The 18152-nt window shown below is 60.7% G+C and carries 19 protein-coding genes; 7 read left to right on the top strand and 12 right to left on the bottom strand.

Going from position 1 to position 18152, the window contains the following annotated elements; all coding sequences use genetic code 11:
- Positions 1-43 precede the first annotated feature (43 nt).
- The 10 genes from nifM to THIVI_RS20710 all read right to left on the bottom strand — a co-directional run bounded on the left by nifM (position 44) and on the right by THIVI_RS20710 (position 7169).
- Positions 44-910, bottom strand: a complete 867-nt coding sequence (nifM, locus tag THIVI_RS20755) for a nitrogen fixation protein NifM (protein ID WP_014780487.1) — start codon at positions 908-910, stop codon at positions 44-46.
- Positions 907-1404 carry a nitrogen fixation protein NifZ gene (locus tag THIVI_RS20750; RefSeq protein ID WP_014780486.1) on the bottom strand — a complete coding sequence of 166 codons (498 nt, stop codon included), beginning with the start codon at positions 1402-1404 and terminating at the stop codon, positions 907-909. The genes nifM and THIVI_RS20750 overlap by 4 nt, the downstream gene beginning before the upstream one ends.
- A complete protein-coding gene (gene nifW / locus THIVI_RS20745; RefSeq protein WP_014780485.1) occupies positions 1388-1732 on the bottom strand; it encodes a nitrogenase-stabilizing/protective protein NifW in 345 nt (114 codons plus the stop codon). Before nifW ends, THIVI_RS20750 begins: the two co-directional genes overlap by 17 nt.
- A 224-nt stretch (positions 1733-1956) precedes the next feature.
- Positions 1957-2169 carry a hypothetical protein gene (locus THIVI_RS20740; protein ID WP_014780484.1) on the bottom strand — a complete coding sequence of 71 codons (213 nt, stop codon included), beginning with the start codon at positions 2167-2169 and terminating at the stop codon, positions 1957-1959.
- A gap of 12 nt (positions 2170-2181) precedes the next feature.
- Positions 2182-2532, bottom strand: coding sequence for a lysozyme inhibitor LprI family protein (locus tag THIVI_RS20735; protein WP_014780483.1), 351 nt, complete (start codon positions 2530-2532; stop codon positions 2182-2184).
- 121 nt (positions 2533-2653) lie between these two features.
- On the bottom strand, positions 2654-3025 hold the full coding sequence (locus THIVI_RS20730; protein WP_014780482.1) for an SH3 domain-containing protein: 372 nt from the start codon (positions 3023-3025) through the stop codon (positions 2654-2656).
- Positions 3026-3277: 252 nt separating this feature from the next.
- A complete protein-coding gene (locus THIVI_RS20725) occupies positions 3278-3820 on the bottom strand; it encodes a hypothetical protein (RefSeq protein ID WP_014780481.1) in 543 nt (180 codons plus the stop codon).
- Positions 3821-3831: 11 nt separating this feature from the next.
- Entirely contained in the window at positions 3832-4986 is a 1155-nt protein-coding gene (gene nifV / locus THIVI_RS20720; RefSeq protein WP_014780480.1) for a homocitrate synthase, read from the bottom strand.
- 196 nt (positions 4987-5182) lie between these two features.
- Positions 5183-5767, bottom strand: a complete 585-nt coding sequence (locus THIVI_RS20715; RefSeq protein WP_014780479.1) for a DUF3501 family protein — start codon at positions 5765-5767, stop codon at positions 5183-5185.
- Between the two features lie 61 nt (positions 5768-5828).
- A complete protein-coding gene (locus THIVI_RS20710) occupies positions 5829-7169 on the bottom strand; it encodes a heterodisulfide reductase-related iron-sulfur binding cluster (RefSeq protein WP_014780478.1) in 1341 nt (446 codons plus the stop codon).
- 415 nt (positions 7170-7584) lie between these two features.
- Between THIVI_RS20710 and wecB the strand changes: the two genes are divergently transcribed.
- The 7 genes from wecB (at position 7585) to THIVI_RS20680 (ending at position 15441) form a co-directional block, all read left to right on the top strand.
- On the top strand, positions 7585-8790 hold the full coding sequence (gene wecB, locus THIVI_RS20705) for a non-hydrolyzing UDP-N-acetylglucosamine 2-epimerase (RefSeq protein WP_052315141.1): 1206 nt from the start codon (positions 7585-7587) through the stop codon (positions 8788-8790).
- A gap of 122 nt (positions 8791-8912) precedes the next feature.
- Positions 8913-10181, top strand: a complete 1269-nt coding sequence (gene wecC, locus THIVI_RS20700; protein ID WP_014780476.1) for a UDP-N-acetyl-D-mannosamine dehydrogenase — start codon at positions 8913-8915, stop codon at positions 10179-10181.
- An 881-nt stretch (positions 10182-11062) separates the two neighbouring features.
- The gene (locus THIVI_RS26375) at positions 11063-11374 is read left to right on the top strand and encodes an HPr-rel-A system PqqD family peptide chaperone (RefSeq protein WP_083845797.1); all 312 of its coding nucleotides are present in this window, start codon (positions 11063-11065) and stop codon (positions 11372-11374) included.
- Entirely contained in the window at positions 11371-12291 is a 921-nt protein-coding gene (locus THIVI_RS20695) for an HprK-related kinase A (RefSeq protein WP_014780475.1), read from the top strand. The genes THIVI_RS26375 and THIVI_RS20695 overlap by 4 nt, the downstream gene beginning before the upstream one ends.
- The gene (locus THIVI_RS20690) at positions 12284-13420 is read left to right on the top strand and encodes a nucleotidyltransferase domain-containing protein (RefSeq protein ID WP_014780474.1); all 1137 of its coding nucleotides are present in this window, start codon (positions 12284-12286) and stop codon (positions 13418-13420) included. The genes THIVI_RS20695 and THIVI_RS20690 overlap by 8 nt, the downstream gene beginning before the upstream one ends.
- A 190-nt stretch (positions 13421-13610) precedes the next feature.
- Positions 13611-13802: a hypothetical protein gene (locus tag THIVI_RS20685; RefSeq protein WP_014780473.1), complete on the top strand. Its 192-nt coding sequence runs from the start codon at positions 13611-13613 to the stop codon at positions 13800-13802.
- A 250-nt stretch (positions 13803-14052) separates the two neighbouring features.
- A complete protein-coding gene (locus THIVI_RS20680; RefSeq protein ID WP_014780472.1) occupies positions 14053-15441 on the top strand; it encodes a TIGR03013 family XrtA/PEP-CTERM system glycosyltransferase in 1389 nt (462 codons plus the stop codon).
- 365 nt (positions 15442-15806) lie between these two features.
- Here the strand turns inward: THIVI_RS20680 and THIVI_RS20675 are convergent, their stop codons facing one another.
- Together THIVI_RS20675 and THIVI_RS20670 are read right to left on the bottom strand one after the other, a co-directional pair.
- Entirely contained in the window at positions 15807-16745 is a 939-nt protein-coding gene (locus tag THIVI_RS20675; RefSeq protein ID WP_014780471.1) for an HDOD domain-containing protein, read from the bottom strand.
- Positions 16729-18063 (bottom strand): sigma-54 interaction domain-containing protein, encoded by a 1335-nt coding sequence (locus tag THIVI_RS20670; RefSeq protein WP_041447124.1) that lies wholly within the window; start codon positions 18061-18063, stop codon positions 16729-16731. Before THIVI_RS20670 ends, THIVI_RS20675 begins: the two co-directional genes overlap by 17 nt.
- Positions 18064-18152: the final 89 nt, after the last annotated feature.

Below are 18152 nucleotides of genomic sequence, written 5' to 3'. Positions count from 1 at the left end.
CTAACGAGTCATAGAGCAATCGAACAGTGAAGAACGCGAAAAATTACGTTGCCTGGCGAAGCTCGGCGAGCCAGGATTTCTGCCGGTCCAGCCGCCGTCGCGCCGCGATGACCGAGTGGATTTTGGCCCTGGCCTGCTCGAATCCAATCTCGACGCCCGGTTCGATGCGTTCGCAGAGCAGAAGATGAAAACCGAGTTCGGACTTTAGCACGCCGCTGACTTCGCCTTCCGCCAACGCGAACAGTGCCGCGTCCAGCTCGGGATAGAGCTGGCCGCGCGGCACGGCGCCAAGACGCCCATCTTCGGTTGCGGTGGGGCATTCGGAACACTGGCGGGCAAGTGCGCCGAAGCGCTGGGCCTGACCCTTCAGTTGGGCGGCGACTGCATCGATTCGGGCGAGCGCGACCTCGCGCCGGTTTTCGGCGAAGTCGTCGTTGACGGTGATGAGGATGTGACGCGCGGTGCGCCGCTCCGGGGTGATGAAACGCTCTCGGTGCAGTTCGTGGAAAAGTTGTTCGTCCAACTCGCTGACCGGCTCCGCGCGGGCGCCAACTTGTTGCATGACGGCATCGAAGACGAGTTCGCGCCGGAGCGACTGACGCAGGGTGTCCGCGTCGAGACCGTTGGCCGTCAGGTCGGCGAGAAAGCTGTCCTCGTCCGGGTAGCGCTGGCGGATCGCCAGGACGGCTTCATCGAGACGCGGCTCAGGGGCGAGGGTGTCGCGCGCCTCGGGCGAGGAGAGCACCAGACTTTCCAGCTCGAAGGTCTGTTGGGCCTGGCGCTCGGCCTGGGACAGCCGTTCTGCGTCCAGCGCGCCGGGCGTGGTCTGGAAACGCTCGCTAGCCGCGCGCAGCAGATGATAGCGGTACTCTGCGCTCGGCGAGGTTGACGGGGGAGGACGGACGTTCATGGCGTCGGGCTTGGCGCGGGTCGATGAGGCGATTCCTCCGCCGTGTCGATCACGGCCTCCACCTCGGTCAGCGCAGACTCGGGCACCACCAGCGTGTTGCGGTCGGGGAAATGGACGTGATAGGCAACCTCGCCTGGATGGTCGCGCACGACGCGGATCACCTCGCCGATCTCGCCCTGCCGGACCAGCACCCGGCCCTGAATTCCGAGCGGCCGAGAGGTCGCGACCTTGTCGCGGAACTCGAAGCGGCTGGGCGTCCAGGGCGCGTCCGCCGGTTGCAGTTCCTCCTCGCGACAGCCGACCACCCGGTCGCTATCGAGGAAATGCACCGTATAGATCATCTGATCCTGGAGAAAGGTGCCGACATCGCGCACGAAACCGGTGCTGCCGCGCCGGATCAGGAGCGCGCCGGTCGACTCGCCCGGATAGGTGCCGTCGTTGCGCACATTGCGCACGACACGCACCGCGTCGCCGAATTCATACTGGGGGCGCATGCGGTACCTGCTTCGTCAGATCGCTGAGCGGTACCGCGACGGAGCGGGGTTCGTTCATTCTGAATACCCGAAAGACCTTCTCGGTCGCGGCGTTCGAGGCTAAAAAATCCTGATAGGCCGCCTTGAGCAGGTCGGCGTGCAGTGCCCAGCGGGCCTGGGTCGAATCGGGCATCTCGTCGACCTGTTCGAGGTAGTCATGGAAACGTTGCAGGATGTGCAGACGATTGACCTGCACCACGGCGGGTTCGTAAGCAATCGCGAAATAATCCAGAAAATCCTCCGCGCTGGAGAGTTCGCTCAGGTCGAGGTCGAATTCGTCGTCGGTCATGGTTGCCTCCGGGCGTTGTTCCAGCTCAGTCGGCGCATGATGCGAGCGCTGAACTTGTCCTCCATCAAAATGCAAACAACATACCAATCATTATATTTTGATTTATAAAGGCCTTTTGAAAGGACGAGCATTTTTTGACAGGTTTCCGACAAAGAGAGTCGAAGCGGCTTGTCGCGGAAATGACCGCCTCGGCGCATCGCCCGACTCATCCTGGAGGCTTCGGGTCAGATCCGCTCCACCATAAAACGGTAGGAAAGCCGCTCGTTGCGCCGGGTCGAGGCGCGCGGTTGGAAGGGGCGGATGATCAACCGCTGCGCGGCGGCCGTGTCGACGGCGGGAAGCCTAGGGGTCTCGCTGGGACGGGTGGTCCCCGAGTCGACGCAGGCGTTCAGCAGGGTCGCGGTCAGAGCCACGACGGCAAGCGCGGTGAGGCGCATCGGGAATCCTCCTTATCGGTCTTTCAACTCCTTGATCCGCGACCGGTACTCGGCCTTGATGCAACCGCGTTGGTCGTCGGACTTCCAACAGTCGTTGCGGCCCTTCACCCAGCCGCGCTGCTCCGTCTTGAGCGCGCCTTGCTGGCTGGCTGGGGTGTGCTTCATCAGGGTGGCGTAGAGTTCCGCGAGGCGTTGGTCCAGCTCGGCGAGTTCGGCGTCCTTGCAGATGAGTTGCTCGGCCTCGTGGGTGGCCTTGGCGCAGTCGAAGCTGGGATGGGCCGCGTTGGCCAGCGGCGAGATCAACGCGGCGGCCAGGCCGCTGGTGGCGAGCAGCGCCAGGGTGGTTTTGGTCATGAAATTCATGGTCGATGTCCTCGGTTACAGGTTAGTTAGGCGAATTCCGGGCACGACGTTGGGTCTCTTGGTCAGTCGTCGACACTGACGGTCTTGGTTGGGAAATCCAGGAGTTGTCGCCTCAGGGCGATCAGCGGCAGCCGCCCTCTGCCAGATAACGGGCGGCGACCCAGCCCTCGATCCCCTGATACTCGATTTTGCACCAGCGCGGGTAGTGGCGCAGCCGCTCGGCCTGCTCGGTTTTGCTCAGGGTGCTGTATTCCTCGAAGCTGAGACCGCCACGGCAGCCCAGATTGCGCACGCAGTCCGCTCCTGGCGGAATCTTACCGACCTGGGCTGCGCCCGGATCAGGCGTGGCACGGATGCGGAGAACATCCGTGGGCGCGACGCCGGTCACGCGATAATAATCCGGACCATCCGCCTCGGCGGCGACCGGCGCGGGATTCAACAGCAGGCCAAGGATCGTTGCCGTGGCCAGCCTTCCCAACAGGGTGGAGGTCATCAGGATGGCGCTCCGAGCGGGACTGTCGCCGCGAGATTGAAGCTTGCGGGTCACCGCCATTAAGTTAAGCCGTTCGTGGTGAGCCCTGAGCGGAGCCGAAGGGTCGAACCATGAACGGCTTCACGCGCCGAGCCCATGAAAATCGGAAAGTCTTTCCCGGAAATCGTCTTAAACCGCGCCCCACCGAGCGTTCGTGGCGCTGCAAAACGAGTTGCAGAGCCACGAAACGACGTGTCTCGCGATGGGCGCGGTTTAACGGCTCAGAAAGCGCACATTGCCGCCCGCGCGCTCGGCGGCGGCCTCGGCGACGGAGGCACGGGCCATCGTCAATAGCTCGGTAATGCCAAGCCGGTCGCTGGTGTCGATCTCGGCGATTTTCTCGAAGCGCGCGAGGGCATCCCGATGCTCGCCCAGACGCATCAGCAGATAACCGGATCCCTTGAGCGCCAATAGCAGAAAGCGCGTCAAGGTCATGGAGACTTGCACCGAGCGCCCGAGATCCGCCTCCGAAAGATCCTGCCAGCGCACGGTCAGACCGAGTCTGGACGAGACGATGCCGATCGCCCGGTCGGCGACGATCAGCGATTCTCGATACTGCTGGCGATAATAAAAATACCGGTACAGGGCGACCAGCACCGTCAGATGCTCCGGTTCGAGGAAATACGCCTGGAGCAGACTCGCCTCGGCGCTGCCCTCGCCATAACGCTGGGCCGCGTCGAGCAGCAGCGCTTCGACCTCCGGGCTGACCGGTTCGTCGAAATACATGTCCTCGGCGGCGAAATCCAGAAGATCCATGGTGGCGTTGCCTATTGGAGCAGGGCGGCTTGAGGATGACCGATTTCAGCCAGAAAGCGGCGCAGATCCAGCGGCTCGGGCGAGCGTTTGGTCTCGGTGACGAAACGGCGCACCAGCGGCAGCACCCGCTCGGCCTGGTCCGTGTCGATCTCGAAACGCAGCTGGTCGGCATACACCTGTCGCACCGCGCGCGTCCCCGAATGCTTGCCAAGGACCATGCAATGCCGACGGCCCACATCGGCCGGGTCGACGCCCTGATAGTTCAGCGGATCCTTCAGCAGCCCATCGACATGGATGCCCGCCTCATGGGTGAAAGCGCCCGCGCCGACCAGGCTCTTGTGCCAGGCCACGGGCTTGCCGGATGCCTTGGCCACCAGTCGGGAGAGACCGTCGAAGTCTTTCAGATCCACGCCGCAATCGATCCGGTGGATGTGTCTCAGACCCATGATCACTTCTTCCAGCGCCGCGTTGCCGGCACGCTCGCCGAGTCCGTGGACCGTGGTGTTGACATGGGTCGCGCCGCCGCGCACCGCCGCCAGGCTGTTGGCGGTGGCCAGGCCCAGATCGTCGTGTGCGTGCATCTCGATCTCCAGATCGACGATGGCGCGCAGGTCGCGGATGCGCTCGAAGACGGCGAAGGGATCCATCAGGCCGACCGTGTCGGCGAAGCGGAAGCGCCGCGCGCCGGCCTCCTGCGCCGCCTCGGCGGCCCGCCAGAGGAATTCGGGGTCGGCGCGCGAGGCATCCTCTGCGCCGACGCAGACCTCCAGCCCCAGATCCTGCGCGGCATTCACCTGGCGGCGGATCTGACCGAGCACCCAGGCGCGGTCGCGTCGGAGCTTGCGGGCGATCTGCTGATCGGAGACCGGGATCGAAAGGTCGACGAGATCGACGCCGAGGTCGCGGCACTGGGCGATGTCGTCCGGGAGCATCCGGGTCCAGACCATCAAGCGGGCCGAGAGACCGAGTGCGGCGACGGCGCGGATCGACGCGCGCTCGTCCTCGCCCATGGCCGGGATGCCGATCTCCAGTTCGGGGACGCCGAGCGTGTCGAGTCCGCGGGCGATGGCGAGCTTTTCGTCCAACGAAAAGGCGACGCCAGCGGATTGCTCGCCGTCGCGCAGGGTGGTGTCGTTGATCGTGACCTTGAGGCGGTGGTCTATCATGGCTGGCTCCCAGCTGCCGATGAAGAGATTTGAAACAAACCTCAAGCAAAGCAAGTGCCAGCGGATTTAAAATATATTTATCAAAAATTTACAGATTCAGTCGATGCCGATTGGGAGATTTGCGACAAAGCGGACAGAGGCCGTTCTGTCGTGGAGATGACCGAAAACAGCGCCAGGGATACGCATCCCTTGCGGTTCAACGGCGTTGCAAATCGCCCATCAGAGACGTGCACACCGGCGGCGCGATCTCGGTCCGATGCGCATATTCGGGATGATCGATACCAATGGACAGCGCAGCGCCCTCGCGGAGCGCGGCAATCATGGGCGCCGAGAGTTCGAAGCGTAGAAAATGCACCGCCGAGGTTCTGGTCGCGTCCTCTCGATCCAGATCTTCGTCGGCGATCGCATGGACCCGATCAAAGCCGGCGATCTGGACCCAGACCCGATCCTCGATCCCGCGCAGACGCGCCAGCGCGTCGCGGCGTTCGTCGGCATCCTCGTACTCGATCATGAAGGTCGCCTTCCAGTTGGCGCCGTCCGGGATCATGGGATTGTAGGCGTCCAGTTCGTCCTGAATCCCCTGGGACTCGAAGATGCGCTCGACCCGCAGCATCTCCTGGATCTGATACTGCATGGTCAGGCGATCTTCGAAATAGAGGGTAGCGTGGGTGCCGATGGCGACCTGGCGGTATTGCTTGTGCGCCATGACTCGGGCGCGGAAGTCGCCGCGAATCCGCGCATACTGCTCCAGGCTGTATAAATCGTCTCGCGTCAGATGCATGTTCGTCTCCGCTTGATCCGGTCGCGCCCGACCGCGGGCGCCAAGTGTCAGAAAATCTTTTTCAGATGCCGTAGGCCAGGCGCAGCAGACTCAGCGGATGGCGCTGCTGGCCGTCGCAACCCAGCGCATGGGCGATATGCGCCCCCGCCATCGGGCAATCGCTACCGAAATAATCGGGCGCCGCCTTGTCGACACGCCCCGCCACCGGGCGCACGATCTTCATGGCGGCTGCGTAGGATTCTTTTTTCACGGCATAGGTTCCGTCGTGACCCGAGCAGCGCTCGACGATCTCGACCGTCGTGCCCGGCACCAGGGCCAGGATCTCGCGGGTCTTCTGTCCAATGTTCTGGACCCGTTGATGACAGGAGGTCTGATAGACCACGCTGCCCAGCGGCTGCTTGAAGTCCAGGTTCAGCTTGCCGTGCCTGTGGCGCAGCATCAGGTACTCGAAGGGATCGAAGATGCGCGACTTGACCAACTGCACAGCGGGATCCTCGGGGAACATCAGCGGCAGTTCCTGCTTGAACATCAGCACGCAGGATGGGATCGGCGCGACGATGTCCCAGCCGTCCTCGACCAGCCGCCTGAGCACTGGGAGATTCGCTTCCTTGGCGGCCCTCACCGACTCCAGATCGCCCAGTTCCAGCTTGGGCATGCCGCAGCAGCGTTCCTTCTCCGCCAAGGCCACCGGGATACCGGAATGCTCGAAGACGGCGATCAGATCCTGACTGACGCCGGGCTCGTTGAAGTTGCCATAGCAGGTCGCAAAGAGCGCCACCTTGCCCGTGGTGGTTCCGGCCGGCTCGCCCGTCGCGGTCCGACCGATCCGCGCCTTCTCTTGCTTGCGCAGGGTCCGATTTCGGTATTCGGGGACGCGGGCATCCCGATGGACATCAAGGACCGCCTCCAGCACGCGGCGTCCGAGCGGGTTTGCGTTGACCGCGTTCACGAGACCATTGATGACGGGAAAGCCGGCCAGCGCGCCGACCCGATCCGTGCTCGTCAGCACCCGATCGCGGAATTTGACCTTGCCCTGCCGGTATTTGACCGCCTTGGCCCGCAGCATCAGATGCGGAAAGTCGAGATTCCATTCATGCGGTGGCACATAGGGACACTTGGTCATGTAGCAGAGGTCGCACAGATAGCAGTGATCGACGACCTTCCAATAGTCATCCTTGGCGACGCCGTCCACCTCCAGGCTTTCGGACTCGTCGACCAGATCGAACAGGGTCGGAAAGGATTGACAGAGACTCACGCAACGGCGGCAGCCGTGACAGATATCGAAGACGCGCTCCAACTCATGGAAGAGCGCGCCTTCGTCGTAAAACGCGGGGTTTTGCCAGTCGAGCGGATGGCGGGTGGGCGCTTCGAGGCTTCCCTCCCGAAGAGTGGGCGTCGCCATGGGTCTCGCTCCTTTTGGTCAGCGGTCAGCGGTCAGCGGTCAGCGGTCAGCGGTCAGCGGTCAGCGGTCAGACTCAGGATAGATATCGACGAGGCGCTGTTCCAATCGCCACTTCAAATCGACATCATTGCCCTACCCTTTTAAACCGCACCCAGCGCGGTAGGCAATGTGTTTGGATTGGAACAATCCTCGGCAGCCTCTGTGACTGTCGGAGCGGGCGCGGTTTAAGGTGATTTCCGGAAAAGCACATACCATTGCCCCGCCTGAAGCCGTTCGTGGTGAGGCACTCGAACCACGAACGGCTTCAGGCGGGGCGTTCACACCGAGAATTTCCGAATCTGAATGCCCTACCCCATCCATGATCAAAACGCATAAACTGGCGGCGTTTCCGGTCCAATCCGAGGTAAGACGCGCAATGTCTCCTTCAGCCAACACCGCGCAGGCTCCGCCGCGAATTCTCACGGTTTTCGGGACACGCCCGGAGGCGATCAAGATGGCGCCCGTGGTGCGGGCGCTGGCGGCCGATCCGGCCTTCGACAGCCGGGTCTGCGTCACGGCGCAGCATCGGCAGATGCTCGATCAGGTCTTGCAGCTCTTCGAGATCCAGCCGGATTTCGATCTGGATTTGATGCAGCCGGGACAGGATCTGACCGATATCACCGCCAATGTCCTGATCGGCCTGCGCTCCGTGTTGAGCAATTTCCAGCCCGATCTGGTTCTGGTCCATGGCGATACCACGACCACCTGCGCCGCCGCCCTCGCGTCCTATTATCAACGGATTCCCGTCGGCCATGTCGAGGCCGGTCTGCGCACGGGCAATATTTATTCCCCCTGGCCCGAGGAGATGAATCGCCGGCTCACCGGAAATCTGACCGAACTGCATTTCGCGCCGACCGAACGGGCGCGCGACAACCTGCTGCGCGAAGGGGTGAATGCCGAGCGGATCACGGTCACCGGCAATACCGTCATCGATGCCCTGCTGGACGTGGTGCAACGTCTGCGCGCCGATGACGGTCTGCGTCAGGGCCTTCTGAGCCAGTTCGACTTTCTCGATCCCGCGCGCCGACTCATTCTGGTGACAGGGCATCGGCGCGAGAATTTCGGCGAGGGATTCGAGCGAATCTGCGCGAGTCTGGCCACCTTGGCCCGGCGGCCCGATGTTCAGATCGTCTACCCGGTTCATCTGAACCCGAACGTGCAGGAGCCGGTTCGTCGCCTGCTGGGAGCATCGGACAAGATCCATCTCATCGCGCCTCTGGACTACCTGCCCTTCGTGGCGCTGATGGATCGCGCCGACCTTCTGATCACCGACTCGGGCGGCGTGCAGGAGGAAGCGCCCTCCATCGGCAAGCCGGTGCTGGTGATGCGCGACACGACCGAACGACCCGAAGCGGTCGAGGCCGGCACCGTGCGTCTGGTCGGCACCGATACCGTCGCCATCGTGCGCGAGGCGACCCGTCTGCTCGACGATCCGGACGCCTATCGCGCCATGTCGCGGGCGCATAATCCCTATGGCGACGGTCAAGCGGCGGCGCGGATCCTGGCAACTCTGCGCGCATCCCTGGGAGCGCCAACCTGGGAGCGCCGGTCTCTGACCGGCCCAGGGGCGGGCGGTCTCTGACCGCCCGTCACTTGGCGTCACGGATGCACCAGAGAGCCGCTGCACGCCGGCGCTCCCTGGGCCTTGCGAGGCGGAGAAATACGCATCTCCGACGCTTTATCTCACACAGGAAAACAGGATTCATGAGCCACATCGACCCGCAATTCCGCAAACTCTGTGTCATGGGCCTGGGCTACATTGGTCTGCCCACCGCCAGTCTGCTCGCCAGCAAGGGCTTCGAGGTCCATGGCGTGGATGTCAGCCCCCGAGTGGTCGAGACGATCAACGCCGGGCGCATTCATATCCGCGAGCCGGAGTTGGATATTCTGGTCAAATCCGCCGTGCAGAGCGGACGGCTCAAGGCCGACACCCAACCGGCCCCGGCGGATGTCTTCATCCTGGCGGTGCCGACGCCCTTCATGGACGGTTATCAACCCGATCTGACCTATGTCGAGGCGGCCACGCGGGCCATCGCCCCCGCGCTGGTATCGGGCAATCTGGTGATCCTGGAATCGACCAGCCCGGTCGGCACCACCGAACTGGTCGCGCAATGGCTGGCGGAGGAGCGCCCCGACCTCCGTCTGCCCGGACGCGGTAACGACAACGTCGACGCCGCCGGAACGGTCCGCGTGGCGCACTGCCCGGAGCGCGTGCTGCCGGGTCAGATCATCCGCGAGTTGGTGGACAACGACCGCATCGTCGGCGGCGTCGACGACGCCTCCACGGCCACGGCGGCGGAATTCTATCTGCAATTCGTGGCGGGCAAGGTGCTGACGACCGACAGCCGTACCGCCGAACTGGCCAAGCTCACCGAAAACACCTTTCGGGATGTCAACATCGCCCTCGCCAACGAACTGTCGCAGATCTGCGATCACCTGGGCGTGGATGTCTGGGAGTTGATCCAACTCGCCAACCATCACCCAAGGGTCAACATCCTGCGCCCCGGCCCTGGGGTGGGCGGGCACTGTATCGCCGTCGATCCCTGGTTCATCGTCCATTCCGCGCCCGAGCAGAGCCGACTCATCCGCGCGGCGCGCGAGGTCAATACCGGCAAGCCCGATCTGGTGGTCGCCAAGACGCGCGCCAAGGCCGCGCGCATCCAGAATCCCACCATCGCTTGTTTTGGCCTAGCCTATAAGCCTGACATCGACGATCTGCGCGAAAGCCCCGCCGTCGAGATCGCGCAACATCTGGCCGAGCAGCGGATCGGGCGCGTGCTGGCCGTCGAACCGCATATCGATACGCTGCCGAAAGCGCTGGCGGAGGCCGGCGTGGAACTGCGCGGCGCGGACGAGGCGCTGGTGGAGGCGGATATCGTGCTGGGATTGGTCGCGCACCGTCGCTTCCAGAAGCTCTCCCGGCAAATTTTGCAGGAAAAGATCGTGATCGATACCTGCGGGCTGTGGCGGTAAACCGCGTCCGATCCGGGGCGCCGACTTGTCGTCGGCACATGAGGGCAGTCGACATGTTGTCGACTCCTCGCCCAGACGGCCGACAGCCTGTCGGCGATCCCAGAGATACCTCCTTCGTCCCGCAGATCGCTCAACAGGCTCGTTTGAGTATGATTACTTATTTGGATCGTCACCTTGATCGGCTATCATTCGACTCAAATTCTTAAGGCTACCTGTTTCGACGAGCGTAATGCCTCTCTGGGAGCAGCGATGAACGAAGGTCGCTCATCAATGGCCCGGGTTTTGCCTGTGCTATTTTAACCGACCCCGAACTCGCAGACAGCGTCCCAGTTGTTCGCTGGCTCCGCTCGCTGTTCTTCTGACGCAATAAGTCATCAACCTTCCGACGCCAGAGGCGCTTACATGAACAGAGACCAATTGATCGGCAAAGACCCTGAACAATCGGGGGGTTCCGCAGGCACTCAGCCCGGAATCAGCGCGGGGACGACGCGGCGGCGGTTGCTCAGACAGGCTGCGACTGTTGCGCCGGTAATTATGACGCTGCGAAGTGGTTCTGCGTTGGCAGTGGGAAGCGCTTGTATTGATAGACTCGCCGTAAAAACCATACAACCCTCGCAACCTCCATATTTAGATGATTACGTATGTATTGGGGGTACATTTACAGAGGTCACCCCCGCTACAAGTCCTCCTACGTATACGTGCGCGGGTACCATCGTAACCGCCTCATCCGAATCATCTAGTAATTTGGAGGATAAATATTGCGATGAATAAATATTTGGCGATTTGAACTAAACGACTTTCGTTCATTTGGCATCACTTGGTTTTGATCTGATTCAAAATCTTAAACGGATGCCAATTCGAGTACGTATACACTCTGCAATATGATGAACCCCGAGACTAGGAAATGGCATATTTTACCCTCTTCATTGCTTAAATCAGACTGGGACGGAGAGCGCATCATCTATCACGCAACCTCGGGCGAAACCCACTTCCTGAACTCAATGGGGGCGCGACTGATTGATCGATTGCTAGAATCTCCTGCTGGCCTTGACGACCTTCTACCTTATGCTTACGAACTAAGATTGGATGGTCTCCCAGCACGAGAAGAACTTCGATCCCAGATCATCGCCATCCTCCGTCGTTTCGACGAACTTGGTCTTGTCGTCTCCGTTATCCCTACATCCGGCCCATGAACATCGCGGATCTCGGTTACGACAGGTTTCATCGGGAAATCGGCGCATCGACTGGTCTTGACCTCCAAATCGGCCCCTTCGTCATCCACTTAAACACCGATGTCGCTTTGTTGGTTCCGCTCATGTACGAGATGTGGCGCGACTATAAACTCGTTCCGGACGCGGCGATTGTCGATTTTCACATTAGACTGATTCGGGGCGATTGGCGTCGCCGCTGGTGGCGCCCGCAGGTTCAATGCTCGGTCGATGGGCGCACGCCTTTCCAGCCTCTTCATGCAAATCATCACTTACCCATGCTGGAATGGGGGATCAACTGGTGCATCGCGAGACGCAGTCATCATTTGCTGATGCTGCATTCCGCCGTCGTGGAACGCAACGGCCGGGCGATCATTCTTCCCGCGTGGCCAGGTCACGGCAAGTCAACGCTCTGTACCGCGCTGATCCATTCCGGCTGGCGCCTGTTGAGCGATGAATTTGGATTGGTCAGACCCGAGGACGGCGCCCTGCTCCCGCTGCCGCGTCTGATTCCGCTCAAGAACCAGTCCATTGAGGTGATTCGATCCTTCGCGCCCGCCGCGCACATTGGCCCATCCTTTTATGGGACACGCAAAGGGACGATCGCCCATGTCCGCCCCCCGACCGAGAGTGTCGAGCGGATGGACGAAACCGCGCGGCCTGGTTGGTTCGTCTTTCCGCGTTGGGTCGCAGACGCACCGCTGCGGCTGGAGCCCATGCTGAAGAGCGAAGCATTTTTGATGGTCGCGACCAACGCCTTCAATTATGAAGTGCTCGGTCAGACAGCGTTTGAACTGGTGGCGCGGATGGTGGACGACTGCGATTGCTATTCCCTGATCTACTCGGATCTCCCCGAGGCGATTGCTGCGCTGGATGAGTTGACGCGGGCATCCAATGTCTGATGCGACGAAGCGGACCAGTTCGCTCCTGCTCACGGCGTTGCGAGCGCCCGAGACATTGACCGCCTTGCCGGCACGGAACTGGGATCTGCTCGTGAGAGTGGCGCGCCGCACGCGACTCCTTGCACGCCTGGAGGCGGACCTGGCGCAATTGGGTTTGCTGGATACCATCCCTCCCAGGGTCGCCAATCATCTACGCTCCGCCAGAAATCTGGTGCAACATCGTCAGACCCTGCTGAACTGGGAGGTGAATCGCATCCTCTGGGCACTGGACGGCCTGGATGCCCCCATCGTCGCGCTCAAGGGGATGGCATACAGTCTGGCCCAACTTCCCCCGGCGCGGGGCCGTTTTTTTGCCGATGTTGACTTGCTGGTACCGCACACCGACATCGAGGCCGTCGAGCAGCGATTGCTCGCGCGGGGCTGGACCAGAATGCGTATCGACCCTTACGACGACAACTACTATCGGGTCTGGATGCATGAGATTCCGCCACTGCGTCACCGCGAGCGCGAGATCGAGATCGACATTCACCACCGAATTCTCCCACGCACCAGCCGACTCCAACCTGACCCGGTCCGGCTGTTCGAGCAGGCACGCACGCTCCCCGGCTCAAGGATCCGGGTACTGGCGCCAAACGACATGGTCCTTCACGCGCTGGTCCACCTCTTTCTCGAAGGCGACCCGCAGGAAGGGCTGCGGCTGCGCGACCTCATCGATGTGGCCGACCTGTTGAATCATTTCGGCGCTGAAACCGGGTTTTGGGATGGGCTGGTGCCACGAGCAAATCAGTTGGGTCTTGGGCGCCCGCTGTATTATGGTCTACGTTTTGCGCGCCGTTTACTGGATACCGAGATTCCTGGTTCCGTGCTGGACGCGGCGGCGCAAGGGGCGCCCCCGCTGCCGGTTCGGGTTCTGATGGATTGGCTGGTACCCTTGGCCATCCTCCCCGAGCATCCCGATCATCCAAGACGGCGCGCGGCGATCGCGCGCTGGCTGCTGTATGCACGGGCACACTGGCTACGCATGCCACCGTTTCTGCTGGCGCGCCACCTTGGCTATAAAGCGTGGCTGCGGGCATGGGGCGTGCGCAAGGGTATCGCGGTCATTCCACAAAACCTGCCACAACGATGAAGGAGCCTAAAACTGTGCATGCATCCCCATAGGATGCCTTGCGCGGCGGTCGCTTTCCTGGCGCCCTGTCGCGCGTCTTGAGCGACGACTTGATAAAACCATTTTTATCTTGCTGTAAAATGGGTCAGACAGGTGGCGGTCGGCCATCGGTTCTGCGCACTGAAATGACGACATTCGTAAAGGATCCGAGATGAAAAACATCCTAGCTGCATTTGGTTCTCTCGTCGGTTGGTCAGGGGTCGCGCTCTGTCTTGTCGCCGGCATGTTTAAACTGGTCGGTTCTTATTACGTTTTTAGCTATGAGGCAATGACCCTCTTTACCGCGGGCATTGCAATGATCGCCGCAGGTTGCCTGGCAAAACTTGAGGCACGGGGGATGTAAAGCGAATTTCCGGGATGCGGTTCTCCGGAAACAGTCTGGGGTTTTTTTATCGTCAACCGTCGTTTTGGTCGACATGTTTCAATCCGCGCCCGGCCTAGCCGGGCGACACCGCACGGAAGAGGTTACTCTTCATTCCATGCGCATGATCCCCCGTAAGGGGAAAGCTTCTACCGAAGGATTGCGATGAGGTAATCGCTGTCATTCGCTCCGTCGTCTTGTTACGGATTGATCCCAATCAAGAGTCCAGCGTATGCATTCTATTCGTATCTTCCGTCATTACATGCGGTTATCGCTCATTGTCATCGCGGGAATAGAAAGCATCATTTTCGCGACGTCTTTCTATCTCAGCGTTCATCTTCGCTGGTGGTTCATTGGCACCGATGTCGATTCCGAGCCGACCGGCCTGCTGACGTACTCGCTGTTTGTCGCGCTCGTGTTCGTGATGACCATGGGTGCCATGGGCCTCTATGAGGCCAACCTCCGTGAAGGGATGACGGGCTCGCTGATCCGGATTCTCATGTCCTTAATGCTGGGTTCTTTAATCCTGGCCGCCGCCTCGTACTTTTTCCCGCCATTAGGACTCTGGAGAAGCATTCTCTCGCTGACGGTCGGACTTTCATTGGTGTTCGTCGTCTCGTTACGATTACTTTTTTACTATACCAATCCAGGTATATTCAAACGCCGAATTCTCGTGTTCGGCGACTCGCCACTTGCCGACAAGCTGATGATCGCGAATCAGAAGAGACTGGATATCGTCGGATACATTCCAACGACGCCGGAGCAATCGATCAACAATGGAATGAAGGTCATTCCGCACGACAAGCCACTGATGCAGATCGCGGTCGAAACGCAGGCCGATGAAATCGTTCTTGCGATCCATGACCGCCGCGGCAAACTGCCGATCGAAGAACTGCTCGAATGTCGCATGAGCGGGATTCAAATCCTTGAACAGCAAGATTTTTTTGAACGTGAATTAGGTGTGATCAAGCTGGAGTTGCTAAAACCTAGCTGGCTGGTTCACTCGGATGGCTTCCAGCATGGCGTGATGACGACGCTGATCAAGCGCCTCTTCGATGTCCTGATCTCCCTGATTTTTATCGCATTGCTTTGGCCTGTCATGCTGCTGACGGCGCTGGCCATTTTCGTCGAGAGCGGTTTTCGTCACTCGGTTCTGTATCGTCAAATGCGGATCGGCGAGAACGGCGTCCCCTTCGAGGTGGTGAAATTTCGGAGCATGCGAGTCGATGCGGAAGCCGACGGCAAGGCCCGTTGGGCCACGACAAACGATTCACGCATCACCCGTGTCGGCCGCTTTATCCGCAAGGCGCGCATTGACGAGTTGCCGCAGATCTTCAATGTCCTGAAAGGCGAGATGAGTTTTGTAGGACCGCGGCCGGAACGCCCGGAATTCGTCGCCGACTTCGCGAGAAAGTATGAATATTACGCCGCGCGTCATCGCCTGAAGCCTGGCTTGACTGGCTGGGCTCAACTTAGCTACCCCTACGGCAATACCGAAGAGGATGCCCTACGGAAGCTTGAATATGACCTGTATTACATTAAGAACCAGAGTACCTTTCTGGATCTTCTGATTCTGGTCGAAACCGTGGAGGTCGTGTTATTCGGAAAGGGTGCCGTTTAGGGGATTTTTGGAAAAGCGCATACCACTCGCTCCGCGCCCAAGGATTTCCCGTTCGTCCTTCGATAAACTCAGGACGAACGGGAAATCCTAAGCATATGTATAGCCTTCGCACCGGATATGCAGGCATGCTTTGACGTAGAGGCGGGTTTCAAACCCGCCCCTACGTCCGGTTATCACGTTCGCTGGCTATATTAAGCCGTTCGTGGTGAGGTACTCGAACTACGAACGGCTTCAAGCGCGGAGTCCGAGGATTTGCCGCCCATCCTTCGGGTCCGCTCAGGGTTTGGTATGAGCGGAAAATCGGTCATATCTTTCCCGGAAATCACTCTGTCGGGCAACATCGGGAACTTGCAATTAGGCCGTTTCTAAACCACCGCATCCTTATCCGTCAGCACGCTGCCGAGCGCCTCTCCACACGCATCGGGGCCGATCCCAAGACGATCCAGCAACCATTGATTGTCCATTGCGCTCGGCTTTGCGCCAAGCCTCCAGGGCGAGTCGGCCAGCAGACTGTCGGCAAGACAGGTGAGGCAGACCAGGTTCTCATGCTCGCCTCGATAGGATGGGTTGTGATGCTGGCGAACGACGGCGCGCAATGCTGGCGGCATCTCCCACGCCTCGAACAGCCAGAGACCGAGTTGCGTGTGATCGACGCCAAGCGCCAAACGGTCGATCTCGGGGAGCGCCAGGGTTGGATTTGCCCGGATCAGACGACTCACGAACCGAAATTGTTCGGGCAGAAGATGACCGAGCAGGAGATAGCCGATGTTTTGCGTGATGCCAACCAGGTGGATCAGACCGGGCGGCGAACGCATCTCGGCAGGGAGTTTTTTGGCGAGCGCCTGCATCAACTCACCGCATTTGACGCCATGACGCCAGACCGCGTCACGCGCGATCGGCCCCTCGTTCGGGGTCTGCAGCGGACTCAACGCGGCAAGCGCCAAGGCCAGATTGAGCGCCAGATCATAGCCCAGTGTCCGCACGATGGCATCGCGCACGGAGGAGACCGGTTCGCGCAGGCCATAATAGGCCGAGTTTGCCCAGCGCAGAATCTGGGTCGTCAGCAAGGGGTCAAGTTCGACGATTTCAGCCAACATCGGCGCGCCGGCATTGGGATCGTTCCGCAGCCGGAGCAGCCGGCGGCTGATTTCCGGCAATGGGGGAAGATCGTCGCTGGAGCGAATCAGGTTGCGGATATCGCCCGGCGGACGCTGGTCGGCCGCCAGCCCGGAGGCCGTCTCCAGATTCCAGCGCATCAGCCCGACCTTGACGTCGAGCGTCGCGAGATCAGTGGTCACTGCCATTCCGCTCATACGGTAGGTTGAGTCGGTATCGCTTGAGCTTCCGATATAACGTCCGCTCGCTGATCGACATGCTGGCCGCGACTTCCGTCCGACTGCCGCGATGCCGCTGTAGAAGATCCATGATGTATCCAGCCTCGGCGGCTTCGATCGGGGAGAGTTGCTCCAGCCCCGGATGGCGGATCTCTTGAGCCGGTTTCCGCGCTGGCGACGGCTCATTGCCGGTGTCGGACAAGCGGATCAAATCCTGCGTGATGACGCCGTTTGGGGAGAGTGCCGCGGCAAGATGCAGCAGGTTACGCATCTCCCGGACGTTTCCAGGAAACTCGTAGAGCAATAATTTTCGCATGGCATCCTGCTCCACCCGATAGCCTCGGTTGTTATTGGCTCCGATATTCAGCAATAAATGATCCACCAGCGCGGGAATGTCTTCCCGACGTGCTCGCAGGGGCGGGATCGCGATCGGGAGCACCGCCAGCCGATAGTACAAATCCTGCCGAAACTCGCCGCGCTGCATCATGGCCTGCACATCCTGGTGCGTGGCGCTCACGACGCGCACATCCGCGCGGCGGGTTTTGGTCGCGCCCACGGGTCTGAAGACACCGGTTTCGAGCGCGCGTAGCAGTTTGGGTTGTTGCGACAGCGGAAGTTCGCCAATCTCGTCGAAAAACAGCGTGCCCGCGTCGGCCAATTCAAACAGCCCAACCTTGTGACCGATGGCCCCCGTAAAGGCCCCTTTGACATGGCCGAAGAGTTCGCTCTCGAACAGATCCTCGCTCAAAACCGTGCAGTCGACGACGACGAACGGCCCTTGCGCGCGCCGCGAATGGCGATGGATGAACTCGGCCGCCAGTTCCTTACCCGAGCCGGTTTCGCCACCCAGAAAGACCGAGACATCGGTCGCGGCGGCCTGAGTCAATTCCTGTTTCAGGCCACGCAAGGCAGCGGAATTTCCGACCATCCCGGGCGTGTCCGAGTGACTTTTTGGGAAATGCAACGCTTCGCCCAAATAGACTTGAGCGTCTTCGTCGATCACCGGGAATCCCTGGATCTGGGCAAAGCGGATGTCGCCCCCGGCGGTCATCAGTGCGTGGGTCTCGACATAGGGTTCCAAATCGCGGAAAAACCGCCGATGCCGACAGTCCTCCATGGCCACGGCATCCAGCCGGCAACAGGAGCAGCCAGCCAGGCGCACCTGATCGAGCCCGAAAGCCTCTTCGAGCGCCCCATTGACATCGCGAATCCGGCCTTCCGCGTCGATGACGAGAAAGGGTTTTCGCTGCGCCAGCAGCAAACTCGAAAGCGTTGGTGTTCGCGACACGGGAAGAGCGTGCACCTGTATCCGATGGCGGTCCTTGTCAGACAAGTTTGTCATTCGATTGTCAACCGTTGGCGTGGTTGCATGCAACA

This window comes from Thiocystis violascens DSM 198, assembly GCF_000227745.2.
Lineage (GTDB): Bacteria > Pseudomonadota > Gammaproteobacteria > Chromatiales > Chromatiaceae > Chromatium > Chromatium violascens.
This window is presented reverse-complemented; position numbering and strand designations above follow the sequence as displayed.